Source organism: Prevotella conceptionensis 9403948, from assembly GCF_000312305.1.
GTDB lineage: Bacteria > Bacteroidota > Bacteroidia > Bacteroidales > Bacteroidaceae > Prevotella > Prevotella conceptionensis.
The window spans coordinates 201,960-227,929 of record NZ_HE999444.1 but is presented as its reverse complement, the minus strand read 5'-3'; the positions used below and the strand labels follow the sequence as shown (position 1 = coordinate 227,929).

General features: G+C 43.2%; 18 protein-coding genes, 3 tRNA genes and 1 pseudogene. 16 read left to right on the top strand and 6 right to left on the bottom strand.

Annotation, left to right across the window (positions count from 1 at the left end):
• Positions 1-405: 405 nt before the first annotated feature.
• The 9 genes from BN93_RS03065 (at position 406) to BN93_RS03020 (ending at position 12,870) form a co-directional block, all read left to right on the top strand.
• Positions 406-876, top strand: a complete 471-nt coding sequence (locus BN93_RS03065; RefSeq protein WP_019186893.1) for a hypothetical protein — start codon at positions 406-408, stop codon at positions 874-876.
• A gap of 2,173 nt (positions 877-3,049) precedes the next feature.
• Entirely contained in the window at positions 3,050-3,925 is an 876-nt protein-coding gene (locus tag BN93_RS03060) for a GLPGLI family protein (RefSeq protein WP_019186890.1), read from the top strand.
• A gap of 43 nt (positions 3,926-3,968) precedes the next feature.
• On the top strand, positions 3,969-6,497 hold the full coding sequence (locus BN93_RS03055) for a TonB-dependent receptor (protein WP_157462634.1): 2,529 nt from the start codon (positions 3,969-3,971) through the stop codon (positions 6,495-6,497).
• 606 nt (positions 6,498-7,103) lie between these two features.
• Positions 7,104-7,176: transfer RNA gene (locus BN93_RS03045), tRNA-Thr, on the top strand.
• Between the two features lie 5 nt (positions 7,177-7,181).
• A tRNA-Gly gene (locus tag BN93_RS03040) sits at positions 7,182-7,254 on the top strand.
• Positions 7,255-7,508: 254 nt separating this feature from the next.
• Positions 7,509-10,742 carry a TonB-dependent receptor gene (locus BN93_RS03035; protein WP_019186886.1) on the top strand — a complete coding sequence of 1,078 codons (3,234 nt, stop codon included), beginning with the start codon at positions 7,509-7,511 and terminating at the stop codon, positions 10,740-10,742.
• Positions 10,743-10,885: 143 nt separating this feature from the next.
• Positions 10,886-11,218, top strand: a complete 333-nt coding sequence (locus BN93_RS03030) for a cupin domain-containing protein (RefSeq protein WP_019186885.1) — start codon at positions 10,886-10,888, stop codon at positions 11,216-11,218.
• 109 nt (positions 11,219-11,327) lie between these two features.
• Positions 11,328-12,488 (top strand): MltF family protein, encoded by a 1,161-nt coding sequence (locus BN93_RS03025; RefSeq protein ID WP_019186883.1) that lies wholly within the window; start codon positions 11,328-11,330, stop codon positions 12,486-12,488.
• 297 nt (positions 12,489-12,785) lie between these two features.
• Positions 12,786-12,870: transfer RNA gene (locus tag BN93_RS03020), tRNA-Ser, on the top strand.
• Positions 12,871-13,068: 198 nt separating this feature from the next.
• On the opposite strand, the gene BN93_RS03015 is transcribed toward BN93_RS03020, so the two are convergent.
• The 3 genes from BN93_RS03015 to BN93_RS03005 are packed head-to-tail and all read right to left on the bottom strand — an operon-like array spanning position 13,069 to position 17,353.
• Positions 13,069-13,560 carry a hypothetical protein gene (locus BN93_RS03015; RefSeq protein WP_019186882.1) on the bottom strand — a complete coding sequence of 164 codons (492 nt, stop codon included), beginning with the start codon at positions 13,558-13,560 and terminating at the stop codon, positions 13,069-13,071.
• A gap of 10 nt (positions 13,561-13,570) precedes the next feature.
• Entirely contained in the window at positions 13,571-15,664 is a 2,094-nt protein-coding gene (locus BN93_RS03010) for a DUF262 domain-containing protein (protein ID WP_019186881.1), read from the bottom strand.
• Positions 15,665-17,353: a DUF262 domain-containing protein gene (locus tag BN93_RS03005; RefSeq protein WP_019186880.1), complete on the bottom strand. Its 1,689-nt coding sequence runs from the start codon at positions 17,351-17,353 to the stop codon at positions 15,665-15,667.
• Positions 17,354-17,694: 341 nt separating this feature from the next.
• On the opposite strand from BN93_RS03005, the gene BN93_RS03000 reads away from it, so the two are divergent.
• The 6 genes from BN93_RS03000 (at position 17,695) to BN93_RS02975 (ending at position 22,179) form a co-directional block, all read left to right on the top strand.
• Entirely contained in the window at positions 17,695-18,006 is a 312-nt protein-coding gene (locus tag BN93_RS03000; RefSeq protein ID WP_019186879.1) for a DUF3853 family protein, read from the top strand.
• Positions 18,003-19,052, top strand: coding sequence for an AAA family ATPase (locus BN93_RS02995; RefSeq protein WP_019186878.1), 1,050 nt, complete (start codon positions 18,003-18,005; stop codon positions 19,050-19,052). Before BN93_RS03000 ends, BN93_RS02995 begins: the two co-directional genes overlap by 4 nt.
• Positions 19,053-19,233: 181 nt before the next feature.
• Positions 19,234-20,124, top strand: coding sequence for a CHC2 zinc finger domain-containing protein (locus tag BN93_RS02990; protein ID WP_019186877.1), 891 nt, complete (start codon positions 19,234-19,236; stop codon positions 20,122-20,124).
• Between the two features lie 103 nt (positions 20,125-20,227).
• Positions 20,228-20,575, top strand: coding sequence for a MobC family plasmid mobilization relaxosome protein (locus BN93_RS02985; RefSeq protein ID WP_019186876.1), 348 nt, complete (start codon positions 20,228-20,230; stop codon positions 20,573-20,575).
• Entirely contained in the window at positions 20,572-21,498 is a 927-nt protein-coding gene (locus BN93_RS02980; RefSeq protein WP_019186875.1) for a relaxase/mobilization nuclease domain-containing protein, read from the top strand. The genes BN93_RS02985 and BN93_RS02980 overlap by 4 nt, the downstream gene beginning before the upstream one ends.
• Positions 21,499-21,519: 21 nt before the next feature.
• Positions 21,520-22,179 carry a hypothetical protein gene (locus BN93_RS02975; protein ID WP_019186874.1) on the top strand — a complete coding sequence of 220 codons (660 nt, stop codon included), beginning with the start codon at positions 21,520-21,522 and terminating at the stop codon, positions 22,177-22,179.
• Between the two features lie 159 nt (positions 22,180-22,338).
• Here BN93_RS02975 and BN93_RS02970 read toward each other — a convergent pair.
• Together BN93_RS02970 and BN93_RS02965 are read right to left on the bottom strand one after the other, a co-directional pair.
• A pseudogene (locus tag BN93_RS02970) lies at positions 22,339-23,646 on the bottom strand (IS5 family transposase).
• 98 nt (positions 23,647-23,744) lie between these two features.
• On the bottom strand, positions 23,745-24,239 hold the full coding sequence (locus tag BN93_RS02965) for a DUF1016 domain-containing protein (RefSeq protein ID WP_232211089.1): 495 nt from the start codon (positions 24,237-24,239) through the stop codon (positions 23,745-23,747).
• Positions 24,240-24,329: 90 nt separating this feature from the next.
• On the opposite strand from BN93_RS02965, the gene BN93_RS17875 reads away from it, so the two are divergent.
• Positions 24,330-24,566, top strand: a complete 237-nt coding sequence (locus tag BN93_RS17875; protein WP_070720134.1) for a hypothetical protein — start codon at positions 24,330-24,332, stop codon at positions 24,564-24,566.
• A 41-nt stretch (positions 24,567-24,607) separates the two neighbouring features.
• On the opposite strand, the gene BN93_RS02955 is transcribed toward BN93_RS17875, so the two are convergent.
• The coding region (locus BN93_RS02955) for a DUF4435 domain-containing protein (protein WP_019186869.1) at positions 24,608-25,970 on the bottom strand (1,363 nt) is incomplete at its 5' end.

The following is a 25,970-nucleotide window of genomic DNA, read 5'->3' as shown; positions in this document are numbered from 1 at the left end:
CGGAGTTTCAGATACATTATCCTTCTTGTATGGTTACCTAATACGCTTGTTTAATGGGGCGTTCACAACAACCTCAATGTAATAAAATCAGTTAAAAAAGCATAGTATTATTTATAAATGAGTGATGCGCAGCTGGCCGTACATACCTTTTGCCTATCTTTGCAAACAAACGTTTTCGTTAAGCCAAATGAACAACGTCGAGCTTGCTCGAACATTGTCATGGCGAGAATTGGAAATCGCCAACACGGAGCTTTGAGCGAAGTGGAAAGGCAAAACGCACTTTTAGAGGAACGAGAAAAGAACGTTTTCGTTAAGCCAAATGAACAACGTTGAACTTGCTCGGACATTGTCATGGCGAGAAAACGCACTTTTAGAGGAACGTAAAAGAACATATAATTTAAGATCATGAAAAAGATTAAGATTTTACCTTTATTGGCCATTGCCTTCGTGGCCATTGCCGCTTTATTTTCGAGTTGTAGCAAAAGCCATGATGAGATTGTTGACGACTTACCACCCAACACAATGTTTGTTCAATCAAGGGCTTACGCCATTACACGCGCCAAGATTGAGGATAAGGGTGAGCGTATCAAGATTAAACTAAAGTCGAATGTAGACGATATAGACGTATCCATAACTTGTCCCAAGGCGGCAATAGGCATACGTTTGGACTTGTCGCAAAGAGGCAAATGGGAATTCGACGGAGAGGTTGTAGAAGCCAAAGGCTGGGAACAAGTGCTTGCCGAAGGAAGCTATGTCGACATATACAGATACGACGGCGACCATATCTCACTCTCTTACCGTGTACGACAGTTGAAAAGTGGAAATGTCGAGGCAGGAAACTATTCGGGACGAGTGACCGTTAAGCACGACGATTGAGGGTTGGACTATTTTGGAAACCTAATGAAGAAGGTTCCAATCCGCATCTAATAACCACAATGGGTATTATCCCAAAGGTTAATTATGTTTGTGGTGGTTGGCGTATTGGTGAACATTTCACTAATGGGCAAGCCACCACAAGTATCTTGTGAGGGTGTGAGCTTATAAGGCCGTGAGTTCGTGAGTTTGTGAGTTCGTAAGTTTATGAGTTGTTGAGTTCATGAGTTGTTGAGTTCGTGAGTTTATGAGTTGTTGAGTTCGTGTGTTTTTCAAGCCTATCAGTTTTCGCGTGACAGACCCATCATTCTTTTATAGTCAAACAGAATTGCTTTTGGAAAATTGTTGTTTGAAGGATGCAAGACATTGCGTAGCACGGCATCAATAAACCCTTGCACAGAGGATAAGGAGGACTTTTGTTTGTTTACGATGCACCTATGGCTTTGCAACCCCAATTCTGTTTGACTATAAATCCGCAACTGACAAGCCCGCCTACGCCTCAGTTTTTGTAAGCTTTTCTGCAAGTATTTTAACATTATAAGTACCCTTTTTGTCCACCAACCGCTCATCTTGTCGCAAAAAATCGATTCTCGCGGAGGTTTGTTTTGGCATCAAAAGGGGGTAGTTGTACATGCGGGTAAAATGTATTTTTATTTAAACGGACCACCACTAATACCCGTTTTGGGACGATTTGCAGCAAAATGAAGTGCGTTTTGGTGCTAAATGCAGCGCAATATGCTGCAAAACGCAGTGCAATATGCCGCAAAACGCAGTGTGTTTTGGTGCTAAACGCAAGGTAAAATGGTGCAAAACGCAGTGTAAAATGGTGCTAAATGCGAGGCGAAAAGCATAAATATCCGCTGCAATGGTATAAATAAAACCTTCTCGAACCATGAGATACATGGCCGAAAAGGGCGAAATAGTCGTCAAAAAGTAGGATTTTAGGGGTAAAAAGCGGGTTATTGGGCTTGAAAAATTTTGAGTTGGCGACCAAAATAGAAAGGCAAAATGGTGCAAAATGTAGCTTATGTCCTTAAAAACAGACAAAACGAAATGAGTGAAAGGTTAGAAACAGTAGATATTTACCTACTTTTTAAACTATAATTTCGCTAGAACGGAGTGAAAATTAGAGCAGCATCGTAAAATAAAAAAAATATTTTTAAGTGTTTGAGTTTGTGAGTTGATGAGCTTGTGAGTTGATAAACTTGTGAGTTGATACACTTGTGAGTTTTTGGCTTACGGACTAATGAAAATAAAAATTCGCGGGCACGCGCACTTAAATGCTCACTTTCTCACACGATTAAGAGCCTTCGAGCTCACAAACTCATCAACTCATTAACTCATTAACTCATCAACTCATTAACTCATCAACTCACAAACTCACAAACTCACCAACTTACCAACTTACCAACTTACCAACTCACCAACTCACGAGCTTACCAACTCACAAACTTACCAACTCACCAACTTACCAACTCACCAACCTACCAACTCACAACCCTACCAACTCACAACCCTACAAGTCTATGACCCAGTAAAGCAGTTCTTCGTTTCGCATTCAACCCATTAAGGCAGGTTCAAAAAATTATCTTTACCACATCTTTCGGTTTCATCCTTGCAGATTGCACTTATTTCCTTCTTTATAGGGCTTTGTTCGCTATACACTTGAAAGAGCAAGTAAACGATGACAAATAAAGGCAAGGTGACAGTGAAGAACGAACTTTAAGAAGGAGAAAAGGCATAACGGAGGATGTTTTAGAATATGCCTTAGCACATTTTCGTATTTCATTTGGCACTTCTACGAAAAAAAATTAACTTTGCAAATACAATCGCCTATTTCCGAATTGCCCGACGGATACCCTTTTATAATGGTGAAAGCGATAAACGGCTATTATGATTTAAACCTCTGAGGAAATGTCACATTATTTAAAACATATAGATTATGAAAAAGCTTGGCAGTAATGCACCTTCCTACAAGTACCTAATTCCGTAAGGATGTTGTTTGTGCAGCCACGTCTTGTGGAAAAGTTGTACACTATTGACACAGACAGAACCACTTTGGAGAATACAATAGAGCAGGTTTTGGCCATTGATGAAGCCCCTTGTGGCGATTAACATTCCTGCCGAATAAGAACCCTTCATCGTTGGCCACACTGTTCGACAAAAATTTCAGCGTATGAAAAGAAACATGATGACGACCATGCTGCTTGTTTGCCTCGTTGTTCCATCCCTGGCGCAAACCATCAATTGGGGAAACTCAACAGGGAAGACACGGGTTAAGGGAGACAGCATAGCCAAGACGATACTCGAACCAGCAAAGTACATGGCAACCTATGCCTACACCTTTGTTAGAGACGCTGCTCACCCAGAAGACAAACGCCGGGGAGTTACCATATTGGAGATGGGCGACAACTACAACCGTTTCTGCGATTATTACGAGTTGGCCTTCGACTCGATTTGCGATGCGGTTTCTCGAGAAGAAACACCCGTGGCAGAAGCATCTGCCCTCATGCTTTCTACCTTAAAGAAAGTACAATTCAAGGAAGGGATAGTGTTCGACAAAAACAAAAGCCAGTACATCGTGCAGCGCACAGCTGGAATGCGAAACAAAAAATACCAATATGTAGAGAATTGCCCCCCGATGAAATGGAAGTTGATGGAAGGGGACTCCACAATTGCCGGATACAAATGCAACAAGGCAGAGACAGAGCTGTTCGGCAGAACCTATATCGCTTGGTATTCGCCCGACATAGCCATGCCTTACGGTCCTTACAAATTCAACGGACTGCCGGGGCTTGTGCTGCGCGTAACCGACACAAGAGGGCATTTCGACTTTGTTCTTAACGGCTTGGAGAAAGTACATGGCTATAAGCCCATCTATCTCTGGGCCAAGGCAGACATCGTAAAGACAAACCGCGAAACTGTGAGGAAGATATACAAGAACTATTGTGCAGACCCCGTCAGCGCGCTAACAAGCAGCGGCGTAACCATCCCCGACGACGTGAAGGCCACCGTGAGTGCTAAGCCATACAATCCCATGGAAATGGAGTGATATGGCCTACCGCTTGCTTGCACTCATCATCACACTTACCAACATGAACACGATTTGGGCACAGCAGAACCAGATCGAGTTCACGTTGGATTTTGTCGTCTTAGACTCCCTGTCTGGCAAACCTGTGGACAAGGCCGTGTGCCGCGTGTTGTCACTAGAAGGTAAAATAAAAAACTATGCCCTTGCCGACAACAATGGCAAGTTGAGTGTGAGTGCATGCGCCCGGGACCATCTGGTATTCTCTGCGCTCGGTTATGTCAAACTATCAAGGGATGTCTCCGCCTTTTCTACTGGCACGTCCAACAGAGTTTGGCTCACCGAAAATAGCATCGCCCTCAGAGAAGTAACCATTAAGGCACCTCCCATCAGTGCCAAAGGCGACACGCTCGTCTTTAACGTCAAGTCGTTCGCCGCCAGGGGCGACTCTTATTTGGAGGACGTGCTGAAGAAACTACCAGGAATAAAGGTTGCAGACAACGGAATGGTGTCTTATCAGGGAAAGGCCATCAACAAATTCTACATCGAAGGCAGAGACCTGTTGGGCAACAGCTACAACCAGGCCACGCGCAATATGCCGGTCGATGCGGTGAGAGCGGTAGAAGTGATGGAAAACCACCAGCCTGTGAGGATGCTTCAAGGCAAACAGGTTTCTGAAAAAGCAGCCCTTAATATCCGCATGGAACAATCTCACAAAGCCCGCCCATTCGGCGAGGTGAGCGGTGCAATGGGCTATGGGCATTCCACATTGTGGGATGGCAGTGTTTTCCTTACACAAATACTGGGCACAAGCCAGCTAATGCTCACCGGAAAGACGAACAACAGGGGAAAAGACCTGTCTGAAGAAACCCGCGAGCACATAGACCTCACGGACTTAGATGCATACGAACCCCTACCCCCTTCGTTGTTGCCCGGTTCAGGCTTTCAAGAGAGCCTGCCCATGCAACGCTATGTCTTCAACAAATCCTATTCGGCAACCCTCAACCACCTTGTCGGTCTTTCGAAGGTGGCCACATTGAGGTTTAACTTGCTTACCTATAACGACCATTCGCACTACGACAGCAGGCACAACTACACTTATGGCGGAACAACGGTTGTAAATCTCGACGAGGAAAAACACCTGGCTCATCGCAGTTGCACGTTGTTACCCATCTTGAAATACGAACTGAACAGTGCCACGGCGTATGTTGCCGACGAATTGCGTTACGCTTACAACAGCTTTTGCAACGTGAACTCTCTCAACAGCAATGGCGAAAACATACGTGAAACCATACGCCAACGCCCCGTTTACGTGCAAAACTACCTCACGTCGTCTTTCTCCTGGGGAGACAGGGTGTTGCAGTTTAAGTCGCTAACAAGGTGTCTTGACCGAAGCGAGGGCCTGCAAAGCCTTTCCGATTCATTGCCCGTTTACAACTCGGACAATGCCTACACGCTGAAATCTTGGCACACCAAGAACACCCTTACCACTGCTTTCCCCCTCTTTGGCAACTACCTCGAACTGAGAGCCGCATTTCAATATAAGGACAACGCGTACGATGCAGGAAACCTCGTTCATCGCAGAAGCATGCGATATGGGTTAATTCCAAGCTATACCATAACGTGGAACACCAACAGCAGCATCATAATGGAACTGCCCTTTGAATGGCTGCATGCCAGCATTGCGCCTTTCAACCATCGGCGCAGCCTGCTCTTCATCTCGCCATACCTGCATATCAAGTGTCAGCTAAACCATCATTGGAAGGCAAAGCTCACACTATCTTCCAACAAAAGCGACGCTCTTGCCAGCTTTTATTCGCTCCAACCGCTGCGAATATCCCACCGCACAACATTCCGCTCTTACCCGATGCCGTGCTTCAGCAGCAGCAACCGAATTTCGAGCAGCCTTTCCTACCAAAACCTGGCCACAATGTTGTTCTGCAACCTTACCATAGCCTACAACGAAGAACAACGAGAGAGCTACATCGATTATGGATATACCAGCCAACACACCATCTTGACAGAAAAGAACGGGAAGAACCGCAGCCGTTCCTTTATGATAAACTCTGATTGGGGAAAAAGTTTCACAGATGCGGGCCTCTCCTTGAAGTCTTCCTTGGCTTATTCGCTTTCAACATACCTGCTTTCGCAATCCAACTTGCAGACGAGCAACCATGCCAACGTACTCGCCCTGGAGGTGGCGGCCGACTATCAGAAAATAAAGTGGATGCGGTTGAACATCAAACTTCGGGGCTCGCTCTTCTGGGACCGCAATGCCTACGCCCACTCTGATGCGCTATCATCCGTTGCTTCGGATATCTCCGCCTATCTCTTCCCCACAAAGAGATGGGACATTCGCATGAAATACCACCATCTGCTCAACGAGGTGGCACCCTCCAAGTATAAGAACTGCCACATGCTTGATGGCGAAATCCGCTTCAAAATCAGCAGAAAGCTGGAAGCCCATTGCACGATGGACAATCTGCTTAACGCCAAACACTACATCGTGGTGCAAAGCGCAGGGTTAAACACCACCCGTTTCGACCTACCTTTAAGAGGAAGACAAGCCCTCTTCGGGCTGCTTGTGCACTTTTAAGGAAGGTTCTAAAAATCACCCTGAAGTCTTTTAGGTTGTTCTGCATAAACCCTTAGACGCCTGTAGTGAAACGCACAAATGCTTTAACTTGAAGGCCTCATCATTTCTAAACCTGCACATTTGCCTCTTTTAAGTGCTTTATGTGGCATTCGTATTTTCGTTGGATTGGCCCATGCAACCAGGATGAACGTGAGCTTTTTCACATATAGCAGCCATTTCCTTTTCGCATTTACCGAAAAAAACGATTGTCGGCTATCGGATAGTTGCGCTAACGATGATGGCAAACAGAAACCGAGAACCATTACCAACGGTAAAGGTACGTTTAAGATAGCAACTGTCCATATCATGGACATCAACGTCCAAACCCATAAAAGAACCCTGTCTCTTTCAATAGAAGTTAATGCCTAAGTCCCCAATTGCTTTTACGGCAAATAGGGATTGGCGTGCATATACCCTGGCGACACGATAGTCATGCAATGGCCATTGGGAAGATATTTCCACATTACTGGCGAATAAAATCGGCAAAACATTTGGTGCTTATCGAAAAAACAACTACCTTTGCACCGCATTTGAGATAATGCCCCATTAGGAAATTAATAGGGAAAGGCCGATATGGCTCAGTTGGTAGAGCAATTCATTCGTAATGAATAGGTCCCCGGTTCGAGTCCGGGTATCGGCTCAAATGCGGTAATAGCTCAGTTGGTAGAGCACTAGCTTCCCAAGCTGGGGGTCGCGAGTTCGAGCCTCGTTTACCGCTCTCGGCACACAGCCCACCATATTCAGGATTATTTTGATAGCAACATATATAAGGTAGAAGAAACGTTGAGGCGTTTCTTTTTCTGTTTATAACGTTTCTTGCAGCCGTATTCGGTGCGCTTGAAATATTTTCTTACGTGTGGCAACATTTCCTTTACAACGCTTTCTACTTCACGGAAAAAGAATTAATTTTGCATTATAATCCCCCGAGGGGTTATAAAAAAGTTTTCTTATTAATTAATTTTTGTAATCACTATGCAAAAAAGATTGTTTTTTCTGTTCGCCATTGTGATGTTCCTCACATCCCCCCTCATGGCACAGGTTACAACATCGGGTATCAACGGAAAGGTTGTTGCCGGCGGTGAAGAGGTTATTGGGGCCACCGTGGTGGCTGTACACAACCCCTCAGGAACTCGCTACAACGGCATAACCAACGAGAAAGGCCGCTACTCCATACAGGGTATGCGCGTAGGAGGCCCCTACACCATCACCATCTCGTACGTGGGATACAAAGACGAAGTGGTCGAGAACGTAAATTTAGCTCTCGGCGAAACAAGCGTATTCAACGCCGATCTCAAAGAAGACGCCAAGTTACTGGGCGAAGTAACGGTTACAGGCAAGGCCGGCGTTGGTACAACGGGCGCTTCAACGCAATTTTCGAAGACACAAATCGACAACACGCCCACCGTTAACCGCAACATTTACGATGTGGCAACGCTGTCGCCATTGGTAAAGGCCAACAAAAAAGGCGGTATTACCATCGCAGGAGCAAACAACCGTTACAACTCGTTCCAAATAGACGGTATGGTGAGCAACGACGTGTTCGGCTTGTCGAGTGGCGGCACAATTGGCAACCAAACCAATGCCAACCCCATTGCCCTAGACGCAGTTGAGCAAATACAGGTGGTGGCCTCGCCTTTCGACATCCGCCAAAGCGGATTTACCGGCGGTGCCATCAACGCCATTACCAAGTCGGGAACGAACGAATTTAAAGCCTCGGCCTACACCTACTACACCGATGAGAACCTCTATGGCCAATGGAACCAAAACACAAGGATGAAAGAGAAATACCAAAACGAGTCTACCAAGACTTTTGGTGCTACCTTTGGCGGTCCCATCGTGAAAGACAAGCTTTTCTTCTTTGCAAGTGCCGAGTATAAGAAAAACACTTACCCTGCTACGTACTACGCTGGTGCCCCAGGCTATTTCATGACCCTGGACATGGCCAAGGCCATAGCCGACAGATACGAAACGATAACGGGAATAAGGGAAGATTATAGCCGCCCCGACATCACTTCGGGCGCATTCTCGCTCATGAGCCGCATCGACTGGAACATCAACAGCAACAACAAGTTCTCGTTGCGTTATCAGTTTAACGACTCGTATAAAGACGAAATCAGCTCGAGCTACAACACGTACAACTTCGTAAACAGCGGCTATAAGCGCGTAAACAACATGCACTCGTTTGTGGCCGAACTTAACTCGCACCTCAGCCGTTCGCTTTACAACGAGTTGCGCGTGGGATTGACCATGGTGCGCGACCGCCGCGACATCCCTTACCGTGCGCCCAATGTGGCTATGAGCAAGGTTGGCGCATACGATCCTATAACCAAAGTTGAAACAGCAGGAGACAAATACATCAACATCGGTACCGAATATTCTTCGGGGTTGAATGCTCTTGAACAGAATATTTGGGTGTTGGAAGACAATCTCTCTTGGTATCTGGGCAACCACAACATTACCTTTGGTACGCATAACGAGCTGTACGACATGAAGAACTCGTTTATGCAAGCCTTTACCGGACGGTATTCGTATGGAAGCAAAGGCATGGGCGGCATCACAGCCTTTATGACAGATAAGGCTAGCGAGTTTACTTGGAACCACGCAGATACCAACATTACAGGAACAAGAGAATGGAAGACGCCCTTTAAAAGCGGACAAGTAGGCTTTTATGTTCAAGACAAATGGGATTTGAACACCTTGCTGCAATTTACGTATGGCGTGCGGCTCGACATTCCATATTATGTAAATAACCCATCGACAAACAAAGACTTTAATGCTAGCGATTTCTCCACGAAACACGATGCTGTTGTAGGACGTAAGCCCAAGTCGGTGCTGATGTTCTCGCCCCGTTTCGGTTTCCGTTGGTACACAGACGAAACCCATAAGACGATGCTGCGCGGTGGACTGGGCATTTTCAACGGGCGCGCACCTTTCGTTTGGATTGAAAACGCTTGGGCCAACACAGGTATAGAGCAAAAAGGCGTGTCTATTCGTGCAAACTCAAAAACGGGTGCACTTGCTCCTTCGTTCGAAACGTATAAGAACAATGCAGAAGAGGCGGCACATGCCCCTGGGCTTAATGCCGTTCCTGTGAAACCTAATATTGCAACGGTGGCTCGTAACTTCAAGTTCCCACAGGTGTTCCGTGCCAACTTGGCTTGGGAACAACAACTGCCTTGGGACATGAAGTTTACCTTGGAAGGACTTTACTCGCGAAACCTCAACAACGTTTGGTTTGAAAACCTGGCACTTGTAAACGAAGGCAAACGAGTATATGCTGTGGAGGGTGCCGAAAACTCGTCTACCATTTTCTACGCCAGCAAGCCGGGTAGTTACAGCAGTATTGTTAATATGAAGAATACGAACAAGGGATACAGCTATTCGCTAAGTGCCCAGGTGGAGAAGTCGTTTAAGTTCGGCCTCGACCTCATGGCTAACTACACGTTCGGCCGTTCGTACTCGGTAAACGATGGAACTTCGTCTATCGCCCTTTCCAACTGGGGCTATTATTATAACGTAGACCCCAACGAGCCCGTATTGGCTGCTTCGATGTTCGACATCCCCCATCGCCTTGTTGTTACAGCCAATTATAACAGCAAACGTTATGGCAATGGACGCTGGCAAACACATGTTGGGCTTACTTACAACGGGTCGAGCGGACAACGTTATAGCTTGACCATGAGCGACAGCCAAAACGAATCGTTTAATGGCGACTATCGTAAAGGCAACACCTTGCTGTACATCCCCACCAAAGACGAACTGGCTAAGATGAAGTTTGTGGACAAGAAGGTTGGTTCGAGAACCATTACGGCCGACGAACAGAAGGCGCAGTTTGAACAATGGATTGAAGGCGACAGCTATGCACGCAAACATCGTGGACAATACGCCGAACGCAACTCACACCTGACGCCTTGGGAAAACCAATTCGACCTGCACATCTCGCAAGACTTCTATTATTTGAAGGGACGCGGCAGCAAAATAGAGTTGGTATTCGACATCCTTAACGTGGCCAACCTGCTTAACAAGAACTGGGGCACAACTTATGGTTCTGTTTACAACATTAACAAGTTGCAAGTTCAGGGCGTTGAAGATGGTGCCGCAGCCGATACGAAAGTGGCATCGTTCCAGTATTTCGACAATACACCATTTGTTAGCGATGTGGCCAGCCGTTGGCACGCACAAGTGGGCTTGCGCGTTACGTTCTAAGCCAAATGGCTTTTACGTAAACGGTGGCATTATGCCGACAATGCCCCGTTTACAGCGCAGTAATTATACAAAAGAGGGCACTTCCTATAAGGGAGTGTCCTCTTTTTTTGCTACCTTTGCAAGGTACAAACAAAGAAAATGTTATGCACATCGACTTGAATAAATTGGAAGAAACCAAGATTGTTGGTTTTAAGGGTGGACATGGAGAAATGTTCATGCGCGCCTTTGTAGACGACAAGTGCCGCATTATGCGCAACGTTTTGAAACCAGGGGCTGCAAGCGGGCTGCACAAGCACGAAGAAAATTGCGAGGTGGTGTTTGCATTGAGCGGCGAAGGAACGTTTTATTGCGACGGCGAAAAAGAAACGCTCTTACCAGGACAGGTGCATTATTGTCCTATGGGGCACGCCCATTATTTTGAAAACAACGGCACGGAAGACTTTGTTTTCTTCGCCATCGTACCCGAACACCACTAACAACAACATGACCGTGGCATGCTAATACCCGCGCATGCCTATAACGTAAACCCCGTATTCGCCCTCAAAAAACAAGAATGTGAACATCCTCTTTCGCCTATCCTTCATCATGCTGATGGTTGTTGGCCTAGTGGCTTGCAACCATAAGAAACAAAACCAACCCGTGGAAACGCCGTGGGGTACGACGCTTGGTGCCGATAGTGCCACTTCGGCAGAAAGCGGTTTTTCGCTCAACGACATTATCCACAACGGCGAACTCATCATGCTTACCCTTACAGGTCCAGAGAATTACTACGACTATCACGGTCGCGGAATGGGCTTGCAATATCTGCTTTGCGAACGTTTTGCCAAAGCGCTGGGTGTTTCGCTTAGGGTGGAAGTGTGCAAAGACACGGCCGACATGGTGGCAAGATTAAAGAATGGCGATGGCGATTTGGTGGCTTTCTTCTTGCCCAAAAAGGTAGGGGGCGTGGCCTTTTGTGGTGCATCGTCGGCATCGGGCAATGGCCAGTGGGCGGTTCAAGAGGGGAACGAGGCTTTGGCCGACACGCTGAACAAGTGGTTTAAGCCTGCATTGCTAGCAAAGATTAAGGCCGAAGAGCAGTTCGCGCTTTCGTCGCGCAGCATTACGCGCCATGTTTATTCGCCCATGCTGGACCGAAAGGCGGGCGTTATATCGCAATACGACCATCTTTTCCAGAAGTATGCGCCAACCGCCCGCTGGGATTGGCGGTTGTTGGCGGCGCAATGTTATCAGGAATCTACGTTCGACCCGCAGGCGCATTCGTGGGCTGGTGCAAGGGGATTGATGCAGATAATGCCTGGCACGGCGGCTCATTTGGGTTTGCCTGCCAGTCAAGTGCATGAACCTGAACCCAATGTTGCGGCGGCCACAAGGCTTATCAGGGAACTGGACGGGAAGTTCAACGACATTGGCGACCGCATGGAACGCATACGTTTTGTGTTAGCCAGCTATAATGGCGGTGCGGGTCATGTGCGCGATGCTATGGCTTTGGCGCGGAAGTACGGCCGAAACCCGCAACGTTGGGAAGAGGTGGCACCTTTCGTCTTACGCCTAAGCACTCCGCAATTTTATAACGACCCTATCGTGAAGAATGGTTATATGCGCGGCAGCGAAACGGTAGACTATGTGGAACGCATTGGTAATCGCTGGCAGCAATACATGGGTATGGCTCCTGGCGGTATTTCGGGAAGTTATGGTTCGATGGTTCCACAGCGCGCCACAAAGAAGTATCGGTTCCATCTCTAAACCATCTCTAAGCCGCTTTAAGCCTTCTTTAAGCCTTCTTTAACCCATCTCTAAACCATTTCTAAGCCATTTTAAGCCATCTATAAGCCATCTATAAAACATCTATAACCATCTCTAAGCCATTTCTAACCCGCATTAAGCCATCTCTAACCCGTCTGTTCCTCATTAAGTGTTGCCTCCTAAGGCCTGTATTTGAACATTTCTGTAACTTTGTTTATAAAATTTCGAACATCGTTTGCCAAATCAAAAAAAGTGTTATCTTTGCACCGCCTTACCACTAAGGCCTTCTATAATAAAGGAGAGATGGTAGAGTGGTCGATTACAGCAGTCTTGAAAACTGCCGTACCGAGAGGTACCGGGGGTTCGAATCCCTCTCTCTCCGCAAACAAGGGCGTAAATCAACGAGTTACGTGATTTACACCCTTTATTGCACCCAAAATTTTTGATACTATGAATATCAACCTCATAACTTATCGGGGTATGACGTACAAATAAATATTAATGCTTAGTGTTTGGAATATTTTGTATGATTAGCTCGCTCTTGCCAAACGGATAAGCTTTTCTTATAGTTACCCTTCACTTAGTGTACAATATTTCTTGTGAACTCTTTAGTAAGAATGGCATACTCTTTCCTATATCTTTCAAATCGCTCAATATCTTTGGGTGAAATATGTGGTAAACGCCGAACATCCATGTTGTGAGTTAAATCGTTTATTTTAACGGCTTTTGCTAACGGATCTCTACTTATGCACTTGATATATTCTTCTCTGCTTTTGGTTGTATGGTGATTGAGTAGAAGTAATGCTTTAGAAATTTTATCTCTTTCTGGAGCAAGCAAGGTGTCTTTTGATTCTTCTTCAAGCATCATTAGAATGGAGTCAATACTATTAGGTGTATCTTCATTTGCATCATGAAGATATCCAACAACCTTTTCCTGCCATGTTTTTCCCAAGGAGGCAACGTAAGACAAGTGTCCACTAAAGTAGTTTACACCAGCCTTATCTTTTTGATCCTTATGTAGTCGCTGTGCTACTTTGGCTGCTGCAACGACCCACTTGTTATTTTCTTCCATCTTCGTCTATTTAATAACTCTTAATCAGCGACAATGCCATATTAACTCTATCCTTAGCGTCTACTCCATCAGTTTGAGGTATCTTTTCTTCATACAAAGTTTCTCCTTCTTTATTTAGTACTATAAAATACCCTTGCTTATTAACAAGTTTGTTTCCTGATGGTAACATTAGAGGATTTCCCCAATTATCCAAAAATAAATTCTCTATTTCTCCATATTTATTGTATATTGCAAGGGAAATTGCATCCCAATAACGCCCACGATAGGTATTGGCACTCATTATATTTAACTCATAGCTGTTTTTCCAGTCGTACTTTCCGTTGGTTGGTTTTGACAGTATGCAAGGATACTTTACGAAGTAATATCTCCAATCTTTAGGAGTTTCTGTTGCTTTTAGATAAGTGTCTATTCTTTCATTCAGCTCTTCTTCCGTGACTGCAGGGCTATTGTCTAACATTTCCGCAAGCACACGCCGTGTATTTTCGAATCCGCCTCTCTGGTTAGAAGGATGTAGCAGCTGTTTCCAAACGTCTTCTGCCCCATTGCCTATCTGCTTGTAATTGTTAATGGTTTGACCATAATCTCCATAAGTAAGCAATGCCCTACTGATGGTTTGTAATTCGATATTAAGAAAAGTACGAAGTTTTTCTATCATGTCTGGCTTTCCCAAATCTGCTATAGCAGTACATCCGTAAAGAAGATGATGGTCTTCTAAATGGAACAGATTATCAACATACGCAGAATGGGTTTCACACCAAATTAGCTTATTGAGTTCCTCTTCCTTCTGCTGTCGATTGAATCCTCTGTCTTCCTTGCTGACTGAAATTTGTCCCTCTAGGATAATCTGTTCGGTTTCTTCCAAGAGTTTTTGTATACGATCTGTTCTCAATTCGTAAATTGAGTTCCACACAAGGTTGCGTAGAATCCGAAGCCTGCGACGAAATATCTTATCATCAATATGTTTACCTTCAGTGTTCCTGATAATAAAAGCATATAGCATTATTATTTTATTTATAGTAAAAGAGCTTCTTCTTCGTCCTATTCCCCGATAATTTTCACAACAGTCCTTAAACAAGTTGGTATTCCAATCGTAAACTTTTACTTTAGACTCTTCATATTTGGAATTTGCAAGGTAACTGCTGAAATACTTATCAATATCCCCAATCTCACACCAACAATCAAAGTATCTTTCCAATAAATTGATATTCTGGTTATCTTCATCTTTGTAAACCGATATCATTTCAAAATAACTATTACCAGTATCAAAATCTTGATCTGCCCCAATAATATCGGTACCCTTCTTGATACATATAATGTCTGTAACAAAATGGAAATAAGCAAGAAACTCTTCGTCAATAATATTGTTATCTCCTCGGTAAGGCCATAGCATATTAGTCCAGTCTTTGTCTATTTTCAGGCTGAAATCTTCCCGTTTTATCAAATTTGTCAGCTCTGCCTTGAAATGTTCAAAATCTGTAAGAGGCTTCCCGCGTGAATTCATCTTGATATAAATATCATCAGTAACCCCCATATCCTCAAGGGTTCTAAAACAGAAAGTAATCTTCTTATTCTTGCATATTTCCTCCCATAGGTCATCTATATCATGGAAAGTAAGCGCAATATCATCCAACATTTGAAGCATAGATATCACAGTAGAATCGTTATCCCAAGATAGCGAGTACCACGCCTCGTTATGTATCTGTGCTGAAATAGGGTCTTTACTTTCAGAGACAGGAGTAAACTCTTGCAAATGTTCGCAAAAGCGCCGTGCGCTGATACGAGTTGAATATGTAAACTTACCCAAACACTCCCATTCCTCTTTTGCTATGCCATCGCGCTTGGCTGCATACCAATGTAATAGAAACAGAGTGGTAAGCCGTTGCTGACCATCCAAAGGAATAAGCTTCTTATCCTTTGTAAGACTTCCATAAATGAAATCTAGACTTATCCCTTTTCCTTTTACAGCCTCATGCAAAGCTTGCAGGAATCTACCACGCTTTTTTGCTTCTTGTTTGCGTCCTTGGGCATAATCTCGCTGGATAAGAGGTATTTCTATGCCATTTAACTCTTGTTGGCACACATCTATAAAGCTATATTGTTTCATTTATTCTCCAGTTATTGAGGTTAGATATGGGGACAGGGCTTCGCTTATTGCAGACATATAGGCTTTGCGGTCGTTTTCGTCCCATGAATGTAATTGCGAGTTTATTTCACTATTATAGTATTTGAGGAATACCATGCGTGTGCAGTATGGAATGAAGTGTCCCTTTTTATCCATTTGGATGATTTGCTGCCGTTTTACTTCAAACACAGAATTGTTCAAAGCTGCATTATCAGCACAGTTGAGTAGAGCCATATTAGATAGATTATCTATATATTCACCATTTTCCTCTTCTGAAAAGAAGCTAAACACATCTCGCTGGAGAGTGGTAAACAATTCTCTGCTCACTACTTCTAATTTAAGAGCTTCTGTTATTCTTGATTCTAACTCTTTAATATCTTCGCTATTTCCTTTTGGCAAAACTTCGTAATGAAGCCTTAACCATTCTTTTCGCTTCTCGCTTGTGTTCAAGGTTTCAGCATTCTGAGCATGTATATGTTCCATACTCCATTTTACACCATTTGCCTTATATTTATCAAAGGGGAAGCGCAGACTATCATCATCGTTTTTCATTATTGAGATAATGTTGAAAAGGAGCAATACATTATGAATGTCTTGGTAATTATCGTGATAATTTAAGTTCTCCAGCGATTCTATATCTTTAAGACTTTCTTTTATCTTGCAGTCAATATAGCTACTTACCTCCGACTTCTTCATCTCTTTTGTTTCATTAAGTAAACGGCGAAGGTTTTCTTGGTTCAATGCAACAAGATATCCAACCTTATGGAATAATTCTCTGCTCTCATACCATTCTTTTAGTTGCTCATAAAAGGCTATAATGCTATTCCATACATCTATCTTATTCCCTTGTTCATTAATGCGCTGATTGAAGAAAAAGAAGGTTGCATACTTATCTTTCGTTTTTCGTCCACCAGCCATCATGTCAAATAGCAATTCTATTCGGTTTGGGTATTCTTTTGGATTATAATTGGTAAGAAATGCCCAGAAAGCCGGAGAGTGCAATTCTTTTTCGATATTATCCCACTCTGCCGCTATTTCTAATTGTCTACCATTAGTCAATCCGCTATTTCTACTTAAAAACAATGCTCTTACCAACTCTGAGTTAGTGAGAGGGATACGACCAATATTTAATCGGGTAAAAAGTTCTACCCCGCTAACATTTTCCTCCGGTTCGTACCATATAACTTTCACATTATCGTTAAGTTGCTGATAAAAATTAATACATACCCCCAATAAGTCTTCACCATTCTTTTGCTTCTTTTCAAACCAACCTTCAATTGTTTCAAAAGCATTGGCAATGAAAAAGAAATCTATGTTGTCTTCTTTCTTACTAAAGTCTATATTTTGAAGATAATCATGTGTTTCCTTTCGGGTTTCATAAGTAATATCATAGCGAATACGGACACTAGGAAGCTGTTTACGCAGATAACTAAGTATTAGATAAAGCGTTGTAAGTCGTTGCTGCCCATCGATAAGTTCGTAATTATTTTTGCCGATAGCCTTTACGACAATTGGCTGGAGATAATAATTCTGCCCATGTTGCTTGCCGTTTTCCGTAATATCATTTAATAGTAGTTCTACTTCTGATGTTCCCCATCTATAGCCACGCTGATAGTCTGGAACAAAAAAACTACCTTCAATTTTCAGTATACCTTTAGGTTCAAATTCCATATTTGCCTTATTTATTTCTAATGAACAAAGGTAATAAATTAGCCTCAATAAAACAAAGAAACTCTGAGTATTAACATAAAGGGCTGGGCTTTATTCTTGGTTTCAGAACAAAGGCATTTAAATCTGATAGCGTGCGATGACGAGTTTATCTCTGAAAGTGTGATTTTAGGCTGCTGTTTTTACACTTAGTGAGCCCTTATGATTTCCTCACATTTCCTGATACTTCCCACTGCATCCTTGCCTCTTGGAATAACATCAAAGGTCCTCTACTTTTGCATCGTCAGACCTGACTAAATGCCCTATGCGCAAGGGCGAATTATTCATTTCAAAACGATCGAATTATGACGATAAACGAATTATTGGGCAAACCTGTTTGGCAGATGACCGGCGAAGAGTTGTTTTTCCTTGCACAACACGGCAATATGTCCACAAGTGGAGAAACTGCAAAGGTTTCCTCCTCCAAAGAAGAAAGACGGTATGTATATGGCTTGGCTGGCATTGCACGTCTCTTTGGGTGCAGTCTGCCCACGGCTAATCGCATCAAGCAAAGTGGTAAAATCGACCGTGCCATCACGCAAGTAGGTCGCAAGATTATTGTTGATGCCGACCTTGCGCTGGAGTTGGCAGGACGAAAGACTAGAGGACGAGGATGAATACGACAGATTATGAAAACATTTGGAAAGCATCGCTCATCCATGTAACGGACGAGTTCTCGCTTCCGCCTGTTGTGCTGCAAGCAGGCGAAGCCATCATCGGTACGCTGGGCAACTTCAGTGTCTCGACAGGCAAGGCGAAAGCCAAGAAGACTTTCAATGTGAGTGCCATTGTTGCAGCAGCCCTTATCAATGGACAAGTGCTGGAGTATCGGGCATTATTTCCCGAGAGCAAGCGCACTATCCTCTACTTTGACACGGAGCAAAGCCCTTACCATTGCCAACTTGTGATGCAACGCATTCTGCGATTGGCGGGACTCCCGATTGATAGAGAGCCGGAGAGTCTAAAGTTCTGCCACCTCAGAGCCATTGCCGACCCGAACGAGCGCAGAGAAATCATCCGTTACGCCATTTACAACACGCCCAACGTGGGACTGGTGGTCATTGACGGCATTCGTGATTTGATGCTCGACATCAACAACTCAACGGAGGCGACTAGACTTGTAGGCGACCTGATGCAGTGGACGAGCGAGCAGAATATCCATATTCAAACCGTGCTTCACCTCAACAAAGGCGATGACAACGTGCGAGGGCATATCGGCACAGAACTCAACAACAAGGCAGAGACCGTCCTGCAAGTCACGAGGGACAACACGCTGCCCGAGCGAAGCATCGTTGCCCCTGCCATCATTCGTTCCAAGCCTTTCGACAAATTTGCTTTTCGGCTCAAGGAAATGGAAGATGAGGTGTGCGTTCCTGAAATCGACCATACCTATACGGACAATGAGCGCAACCCCCACCGCTATTCTTACCACGAACTAAGCGACACAGAACATCGAAAAGTATTGACACAAGCCTTTTCTTTGCACGAAGTCTTGCCCTATGGCGAACTTATCGTGGCACTCAAAAAGGCTTATACTGAGGTCGTAGGGCAATCTTATGGGCAAACCAAACTCAAAGAACTTCTGCAATTTATGCTCAACAAAGACATGCTGATAAAGGAAGAACGAGGGAAATATCGGCTCAACCAAGATAACCAGTCCTAAAACCTTTGGTCGGTCGGACGCAGGCTATATATACCTGAACCAACCCGACCAAAGAGAAATAAGTTTGGTCGGTCGCAAATGGGTGCCTATAGTTTACGACCGTCCGACCAAACAAGAATCAACCAGCCTCCAAAAGAAAATAGGCTGCGTCAATTTCATTTCAACTTAAAACAAAACAACAATGGAAATACAACACATCAAGCAAATTTCTATCACCGATTATTTGCAACAACAGGGCTATCCCCCTGCGCGAATACAAGGTATTCACTATTGGTACTGCTCTCCGCTGCGTAATGAGCGCACACCATCCTTCAAAGTCAATACAGAGCGCAACCTGTGGTACGACTTTGGCACTGGCGAGCATGGAGACATCATCGACCTTGTATGCGCTTTACATCATTGCGATATGGCAGAAGCATTACAACTATTGGAGAATGGGACGTCATTAAGACCAAGACCTTTTTCTTTTGGAGGAAAGAAGGATTTTGCTGAACATAAGCTGAAACTTCTTTCCGTGGTGTCACTTACCAGTCCACACTTGCTGAATTATATTTCAGAACGAGGGATTAACTCAGCCATCGCCAATGAGTTTTGCTATGAGATAAACTACCGCAATGCAGGACGATTGTTTTATGCTATCGGCTTTGCTAATGATGCTGGCGGATGGGAAATCCGTAGTCTATATTTCAAAGGATGTATCGCACCGAAGGCGACCACAACGATTAGAAGAGGAAGCGAATGCCTACAAATCTTTGAGGGCTTCATGGATTTTCTGTCATGGCAAACGTTCCATCCTTCTTCCACCTGCGATGCCATCGTGCTCAACTCTTTGGCACTTTTGCCCCGCATCAAAGAACAGATTGCGGGCTATCGAGAAGTGGAAAGTTTTCTGGATAATGACGATGCCGGGCGAAAATCATTTGCCGTTTTGAAGCAAATTTTTCCGCAGGTCATTGATGGTGCTACACGCTACCGAGAGCACAAAGACCTCAACGAATGGCTCGTATCTAAGTCCCAACTCAAAGAAAAGCAACCGTTACTACCGACCACGAAGCATGGTATCAGAAGATAGTGTGTATCTGGGAAGCAAGTTTGTGTTTTGAGTATCTCAAAACCTCCTTGCTCCCTTCCCTAGGGAGAGAAAATCCCGTTGGTCTCATGAAAAACAAGAAGTTATGGAACAGAAGAATAAGGGTGGACGCCCCACCAAGACGTTGTCTGAAAAACGAAAATATCAAGTACTGCTTCGACTCAACACGATGGAGTATTACACCCTGCAGGGCAAAGCTCGTGAAGCCTCTATGTCGCGCACTGAGTTTTTGCGACAACTCATCACCAAAGCAGAGATAAAGAGTCGTATCAAACCCGAAGATATGCAACTCATTCGTTGCGTTTCAGGGATGGCAAACAATCTCAATCAGATAGCCCATCAGCTCAATACTTTCGGTATCTCTGCAATCCATGAAGATTTGAATGCGCTAAAACAACTTATTCACGAACTCTTGAAACGATTGAAATCATGATTGCCAAGATTATACAAGGAACAGACTTCAATGGTGTCATCAATTATATGCTCAATAGGCCGGATGATAAAGCGAAAGTCTTAGCTGCTACTGGTGTACGGAGTACTCTGGCAAATGATATTGCACACGACTTCAATTTGCAAGCATCTATGCGTCCAAATGTACAAAAAGCAGTTTGTCATACCATCCTCTCATTTTCTGCAAATGACGCCGAAAGATTAACGGATGCTATGATGGTGAAGATTGCCGATGAGTATTTAGAGAAAATGGGCTATGCCGATACACAGAGCCTGATTGTAAGGCACAGTGACCGCCAGCATCCGCACTTGCATATTTGCATCAACCGCATTGGCAACGATGGCAAGACCATCACCGACCGCAACGAGAAATATCGCTCCACAAAGATTTGCAGAGAATTGACTGAACGTTATGGCTTGACTATTGGGGAAGGAAAACAAAAGGTGAATCGCCCTCGATTGCGGGGGGAAGATAAATTGAAGTATGAGATATTCGATGCCATCAAGGCAGTGTTACCCCAATCGAAAAATTGGAAAGTTTTTGTTGCTGGTCTAGAGCAACAAGGTATTACCACTCGTTTCAAGACGAAAGGCAATACCGATGTTATCCAAGGAATCATCTTTGTAAAAGACGGATGTAGTTTTAGTGGGTCGAAGATAGACCGCTCATACTCCTTTGCTCGACTTAATGAAACGCTCAATCAAAATAATCAGCAGCAACAGTATGAACAACTTGTACTAGTGTCTAAGGAGGTTTCTGAAGGATCGAGTAATTTTCTTACAGAACTATCCGAAGCATTCGTCGAAAGTTTCACACTGCCAACGTCTAATGCTGGTGTAGATGTAGACGAAATACGTTTTCAAAAGAAACTTCGCAATAGAGCTAATCGCAAACGTAGAATTTAATCACATCAAATTTATATCAGTATGAATAATGAAACAGCCCCCATTCTCGACATCCTCGAAGAACTCAAACAAGAATGCAAAACCATCAAGAAGTCACAGGCAGAACTTCGTACTGCTTTGGTTGAGCAACAAAATACGAAGCCTCAAGATAACACCCAAGTGCCCAAAGCTGTACACCTCCAACTATCCCAAGAAACGAAAGCCAAAATCAAAGAGCACCAACTTTTTGTTTTGGCGGCATTAGAAGAGTCGTTCAAGAAACTCGACACAAAGTTTGAAGCCTTACAAAAACTTATCAGCGAGCAACAAAAGCCAGTGGTGTTTAAGAACTACTCGCTCTTTGCTAGTGTACGTTTAGCCGAGCGAATTTTACTAGGTCTTGTTTGCGGTTTAGTCATGGTGAGTTGTTGGTTTTTCTCCATGGGTGCTCATGAACTTCAAACCGCCTCTGACTACGAGTTGCGTTACCGCTATCTGCGTATGCAAGGCAAAGCCACCGTCTCAGACTTTGCTCATCTTGACAGTATGTTTATCTCGCATCGCAATCCCCAAGCCATCCATCAGTTAGAGCAGAAGGTTATCAATTACGAACAAGCCCTACAACGACAATCCGAGTTACTGATGGAACAGAAACGTATTTTGCAGGAGCAGGGTGAATTGAAGAAGCATTTGAAAGAATAAAATACTCCCCCAAGTAGCATTTTTGCTATTTAGGGGAGATTATTCTATTCCTTTGAAGATTTCTTAGGAACATCAACCTTATTAAGTCCTTGTTCGACCTCTTCAATTGTGGGCAATTTTGAAACAATTTCCTTCGGTATGATGTTATTTAGTCGTTCCTTAAAAACTATATTTCAGCATAAAACTTGTACTGACAAGCTCTATGCTGATTCTTTTTATAAGGTACAAAAGAACTCTCATAGCTCTTTTGAAGTTATATGCTGCCGCAGCTAATAATACATTGATAGCATCTCCTTTCACACCTTTATAAAAGTTGCGAGATAATCGGTGGTCTGCTTTAAGATGTCCTATTGTTGGTTCTATACCTGCTCGTTTACAAAATAGTTTGTGTTTCTTTTTCTTTTGGTAGTAGCTGTCTTTAGCTTTAGGAACGTCTGGAATGAGTATCTTTGTCTGCCCAATCTGCTTTATACCTCTATACCCTCTATCTCCTGCTAACTTATCAACCTGCTTTCCTGTCATCCTTTGGGTTTGTTCTAACGTCTTTTCGATAGTATGCCCATCATATTCATTCCTAAAAGAACATGCACCAAGAATAAGTCCTGACCATGAGCGAAGAATAGATACTTTATTGCCAAACTCATATTGCTTATGTTCCTTACCTTTGCTGACGCAAACAACATCTGGTTCGTGCAGAGAATATACTTTGTTCTTTGACTTCCTATTCTGAGAAAGAACTCTGTAATATAGCTCAAACATCTTCTCATATCCTTTCCTTCTCCCAAGATTACGCTCTAGCTCTCTTACTAATCTACCTGCTATGGTCTTCAGTTGCCTATCTGCCTTAAGAGCTTTCTTACGATTCTTGGGATGATTACGAAAACGTTGGGAACGGTAAATGCCTTTCAAGGTACGCGTATAACTCTGTCGTAGAGGAAGACAATTGTCATGAACGATCTTCAGAACGTTTTTGATTATCTTTTTATGCAACTTCGCATCTCAAGGATTGGTTATATTCTTCTCCTGCACGGTAGAATCAATGAAAGCAGTATCAAAATGATCTTCGTCATCATGGTCGGTATTAACACGGATACTTTCTGCTAATATTAACTCCATACCTTCCTCACCTATACGATTTCTGAAGTGAACTAACTCGGAAGCGTCACAGGGTTGTTTTGGCATAAATTCAAGTCCACCACAGAAATATTGATAGTAAGCATTCTCACTCCATTGAAAAACAACCATTTCATCTGACACATTACGCAAATGTTTTAAGATTAAAAGACCACACATCAGGCGAATAGGATGAGCCGGGCGACCATTATTGCTGCAATACAAAGGAGAAAAAGCATTTTCAAAACATTCCCAATTAATCTTATTACTAAGTTGGAAAAGGGGATGTTGATGACTAAGCATGTCCTCTAAAGAAGAGAACATAGAGAGCTGTTTAGATGTACGTTTAAGCATAAATATCTGCAAGAATTATAGTGTAAAGGTACAAAAACTTGCAGATATAAGCAAGTAATTTACAGGATAATGTACTATGAATCAGCAGAATATTAGGTTTATAAGGGAGGACTATTTATTTCATAAGCAGCCACACCTAATGGCTTATTGATGCCATTGAAAGCCCATTCCACTTTGGTCTCATCTTTTGTCTTACAAATGAGAAGCCCTATCGCAGGGTTGTCTTCTTCTTGCTTCAGCAATTTGTCAACTGCCGTAACATAGAAATTGAGTTTACCAACATATTCTGGTTGGAAGGCATGGGTTTTCAACTCTACAACCACATAGCATTTAAGGCGAATATGGTAAAAAAGCATATCAATCCGATAAGATGTTCCTGACACCACAAGCTCTACCTGCCTGCCACAAAAGGAAAAACCTTTGCTCAGCTCCAGAAGTAACTGAGTGATGTGTTTGGTCAATTCATCTTCCAAATCCCTCTCGTCATAGTCTTCGCGCATGGTGAGAAAATCAAAGTTGTAGGGGGCTTTTAATGTCTCCTGCGCAAGTTTGCTCTGCAAAACCACATTCACAAGGAGGTTGTCGTTCTGCAAGACAGGCTCAAAAATAAGGACCGTGATCTGGCACATCAGTGTAAGAATCAGAAAGCCTACGAAGAAGAGTGAAGTTTCATTCAGCGGTATATGCCTCTATTCCTTATCCTCCTCAATGTACGCAGGCTCTTAACGTTTATGGGTTTCTCGGATGATCAGATAACGCAAATGTATCGCACTGGAAACACCATGCAAGCCAAAGCCAAGATCTATTTATCCATGTACAGACGCTACTTCGAGGAAGATGGCACGATGCTCTGCATTGAAAACGATTCAAAGCAGAATCCCTTCCTCTCCATCAACGGTTTATCCGTCCCCGACTGGTGAGAACACAAGTCGTAGCAGCTCATCAAACGCAATTGAGAGAATTACAATTCTTTTACTTCAGATAAATTAGGACATCTCTTTCTCATCGAATCTATAATAACTTTTCCTCTGTCAGTTTTAAGTAAGCGTAGAACTAACTTGGAATAATTATCTGTAGCAAGTTCAAAGAAAGGAGAAACTCTTTTGTGTAGGCTTTTTCGATTATATAGCAAAAGAAGTTCATCATAACTCTGTTCTGCTATAATTTGATCGATCTGATTTTCATATTCCTCATACATGCCATCCGTGTCAATTTGATCAACAATATCCTTTAGTTGTTTTCTTAGATCGGCTTTTGTTGGTTTCTTTCCTACACTGTAACCCTTCAGTTTATGGTGTATATCTCTTTCGCACATTTTACATATTTGCGTTTCTTTTTCTTTTAAGAACTCTTTAAAAACGAACTCCTTAACTATTTCAAATATATTATCAGCAGATAATTCTTGATTTTCAGCAACAGCTCTGACAACTCCTTCAAGGAGATATAAATTTTCTATTTCAGCAATAGGCAATACTTTTATATTGTTATTCTCAATGGCATTTATCTCTTCGCGAGTCATATAGTCTCTGTCAACAATACCAACGATATTGTTATTGTGTAACTTCTTGACTTCCTCATTATTGAAGGCTTTGGTCATAGCAATTACGTTATAACAATTGCCGCAAGGAATTACATTATAGCCATCATAAATATATGAATATAGATGAGAGTCATAACTACCCTTCTCTCCTTCTACAAATAATACAGGCTTTCTACTTCCAAGAACCTCAAAGTAGAGCTTGTCGGGAATATCAGCATTAGGGGCAAGAATAGAATACTCCCAAGTCAAGTTCCCTTGATATGATTTGACCCAGATCTTGGCAGCATCTTTTCTAGAAGCTGCAAAATCAAGATCATGCGTTATATACACAAGGGTTTTATCAGAACAACGCTTTTCAATTTCATCCCATAACCTATGCATAATCGCTTTATGTAAATGAATTTCCGGTTCATCTATTACAACAATAGTGTTAGTAGGTGCAATAAGGCATTGTCCTATTAAGTAAATAGCAACACGTTCTCCATCAGACATGTTGTTCGCTTGATATGTAGTCGTTTCATCACTAGGAAGAGCAACTTTAATGGAAGCATCTTCTAACTTTATCTTCCGATGAGGAAACACAGAATCCCAAACTTCAATAATAAGGTCTGAGATCATTTTAGGGACCTTATTGTGTGTTTTTTCTTCTGCTTCTAATTGCTTACACTCTTTCACATAAGCTTTATTTTCTCTATTCTCTCTAGCAAAGACTGCAGACAACACGCTTTCATAATCATTTACTAGAGTTGATGTAGGTTTTCCCCATTCCCATTTAAATCCTTTA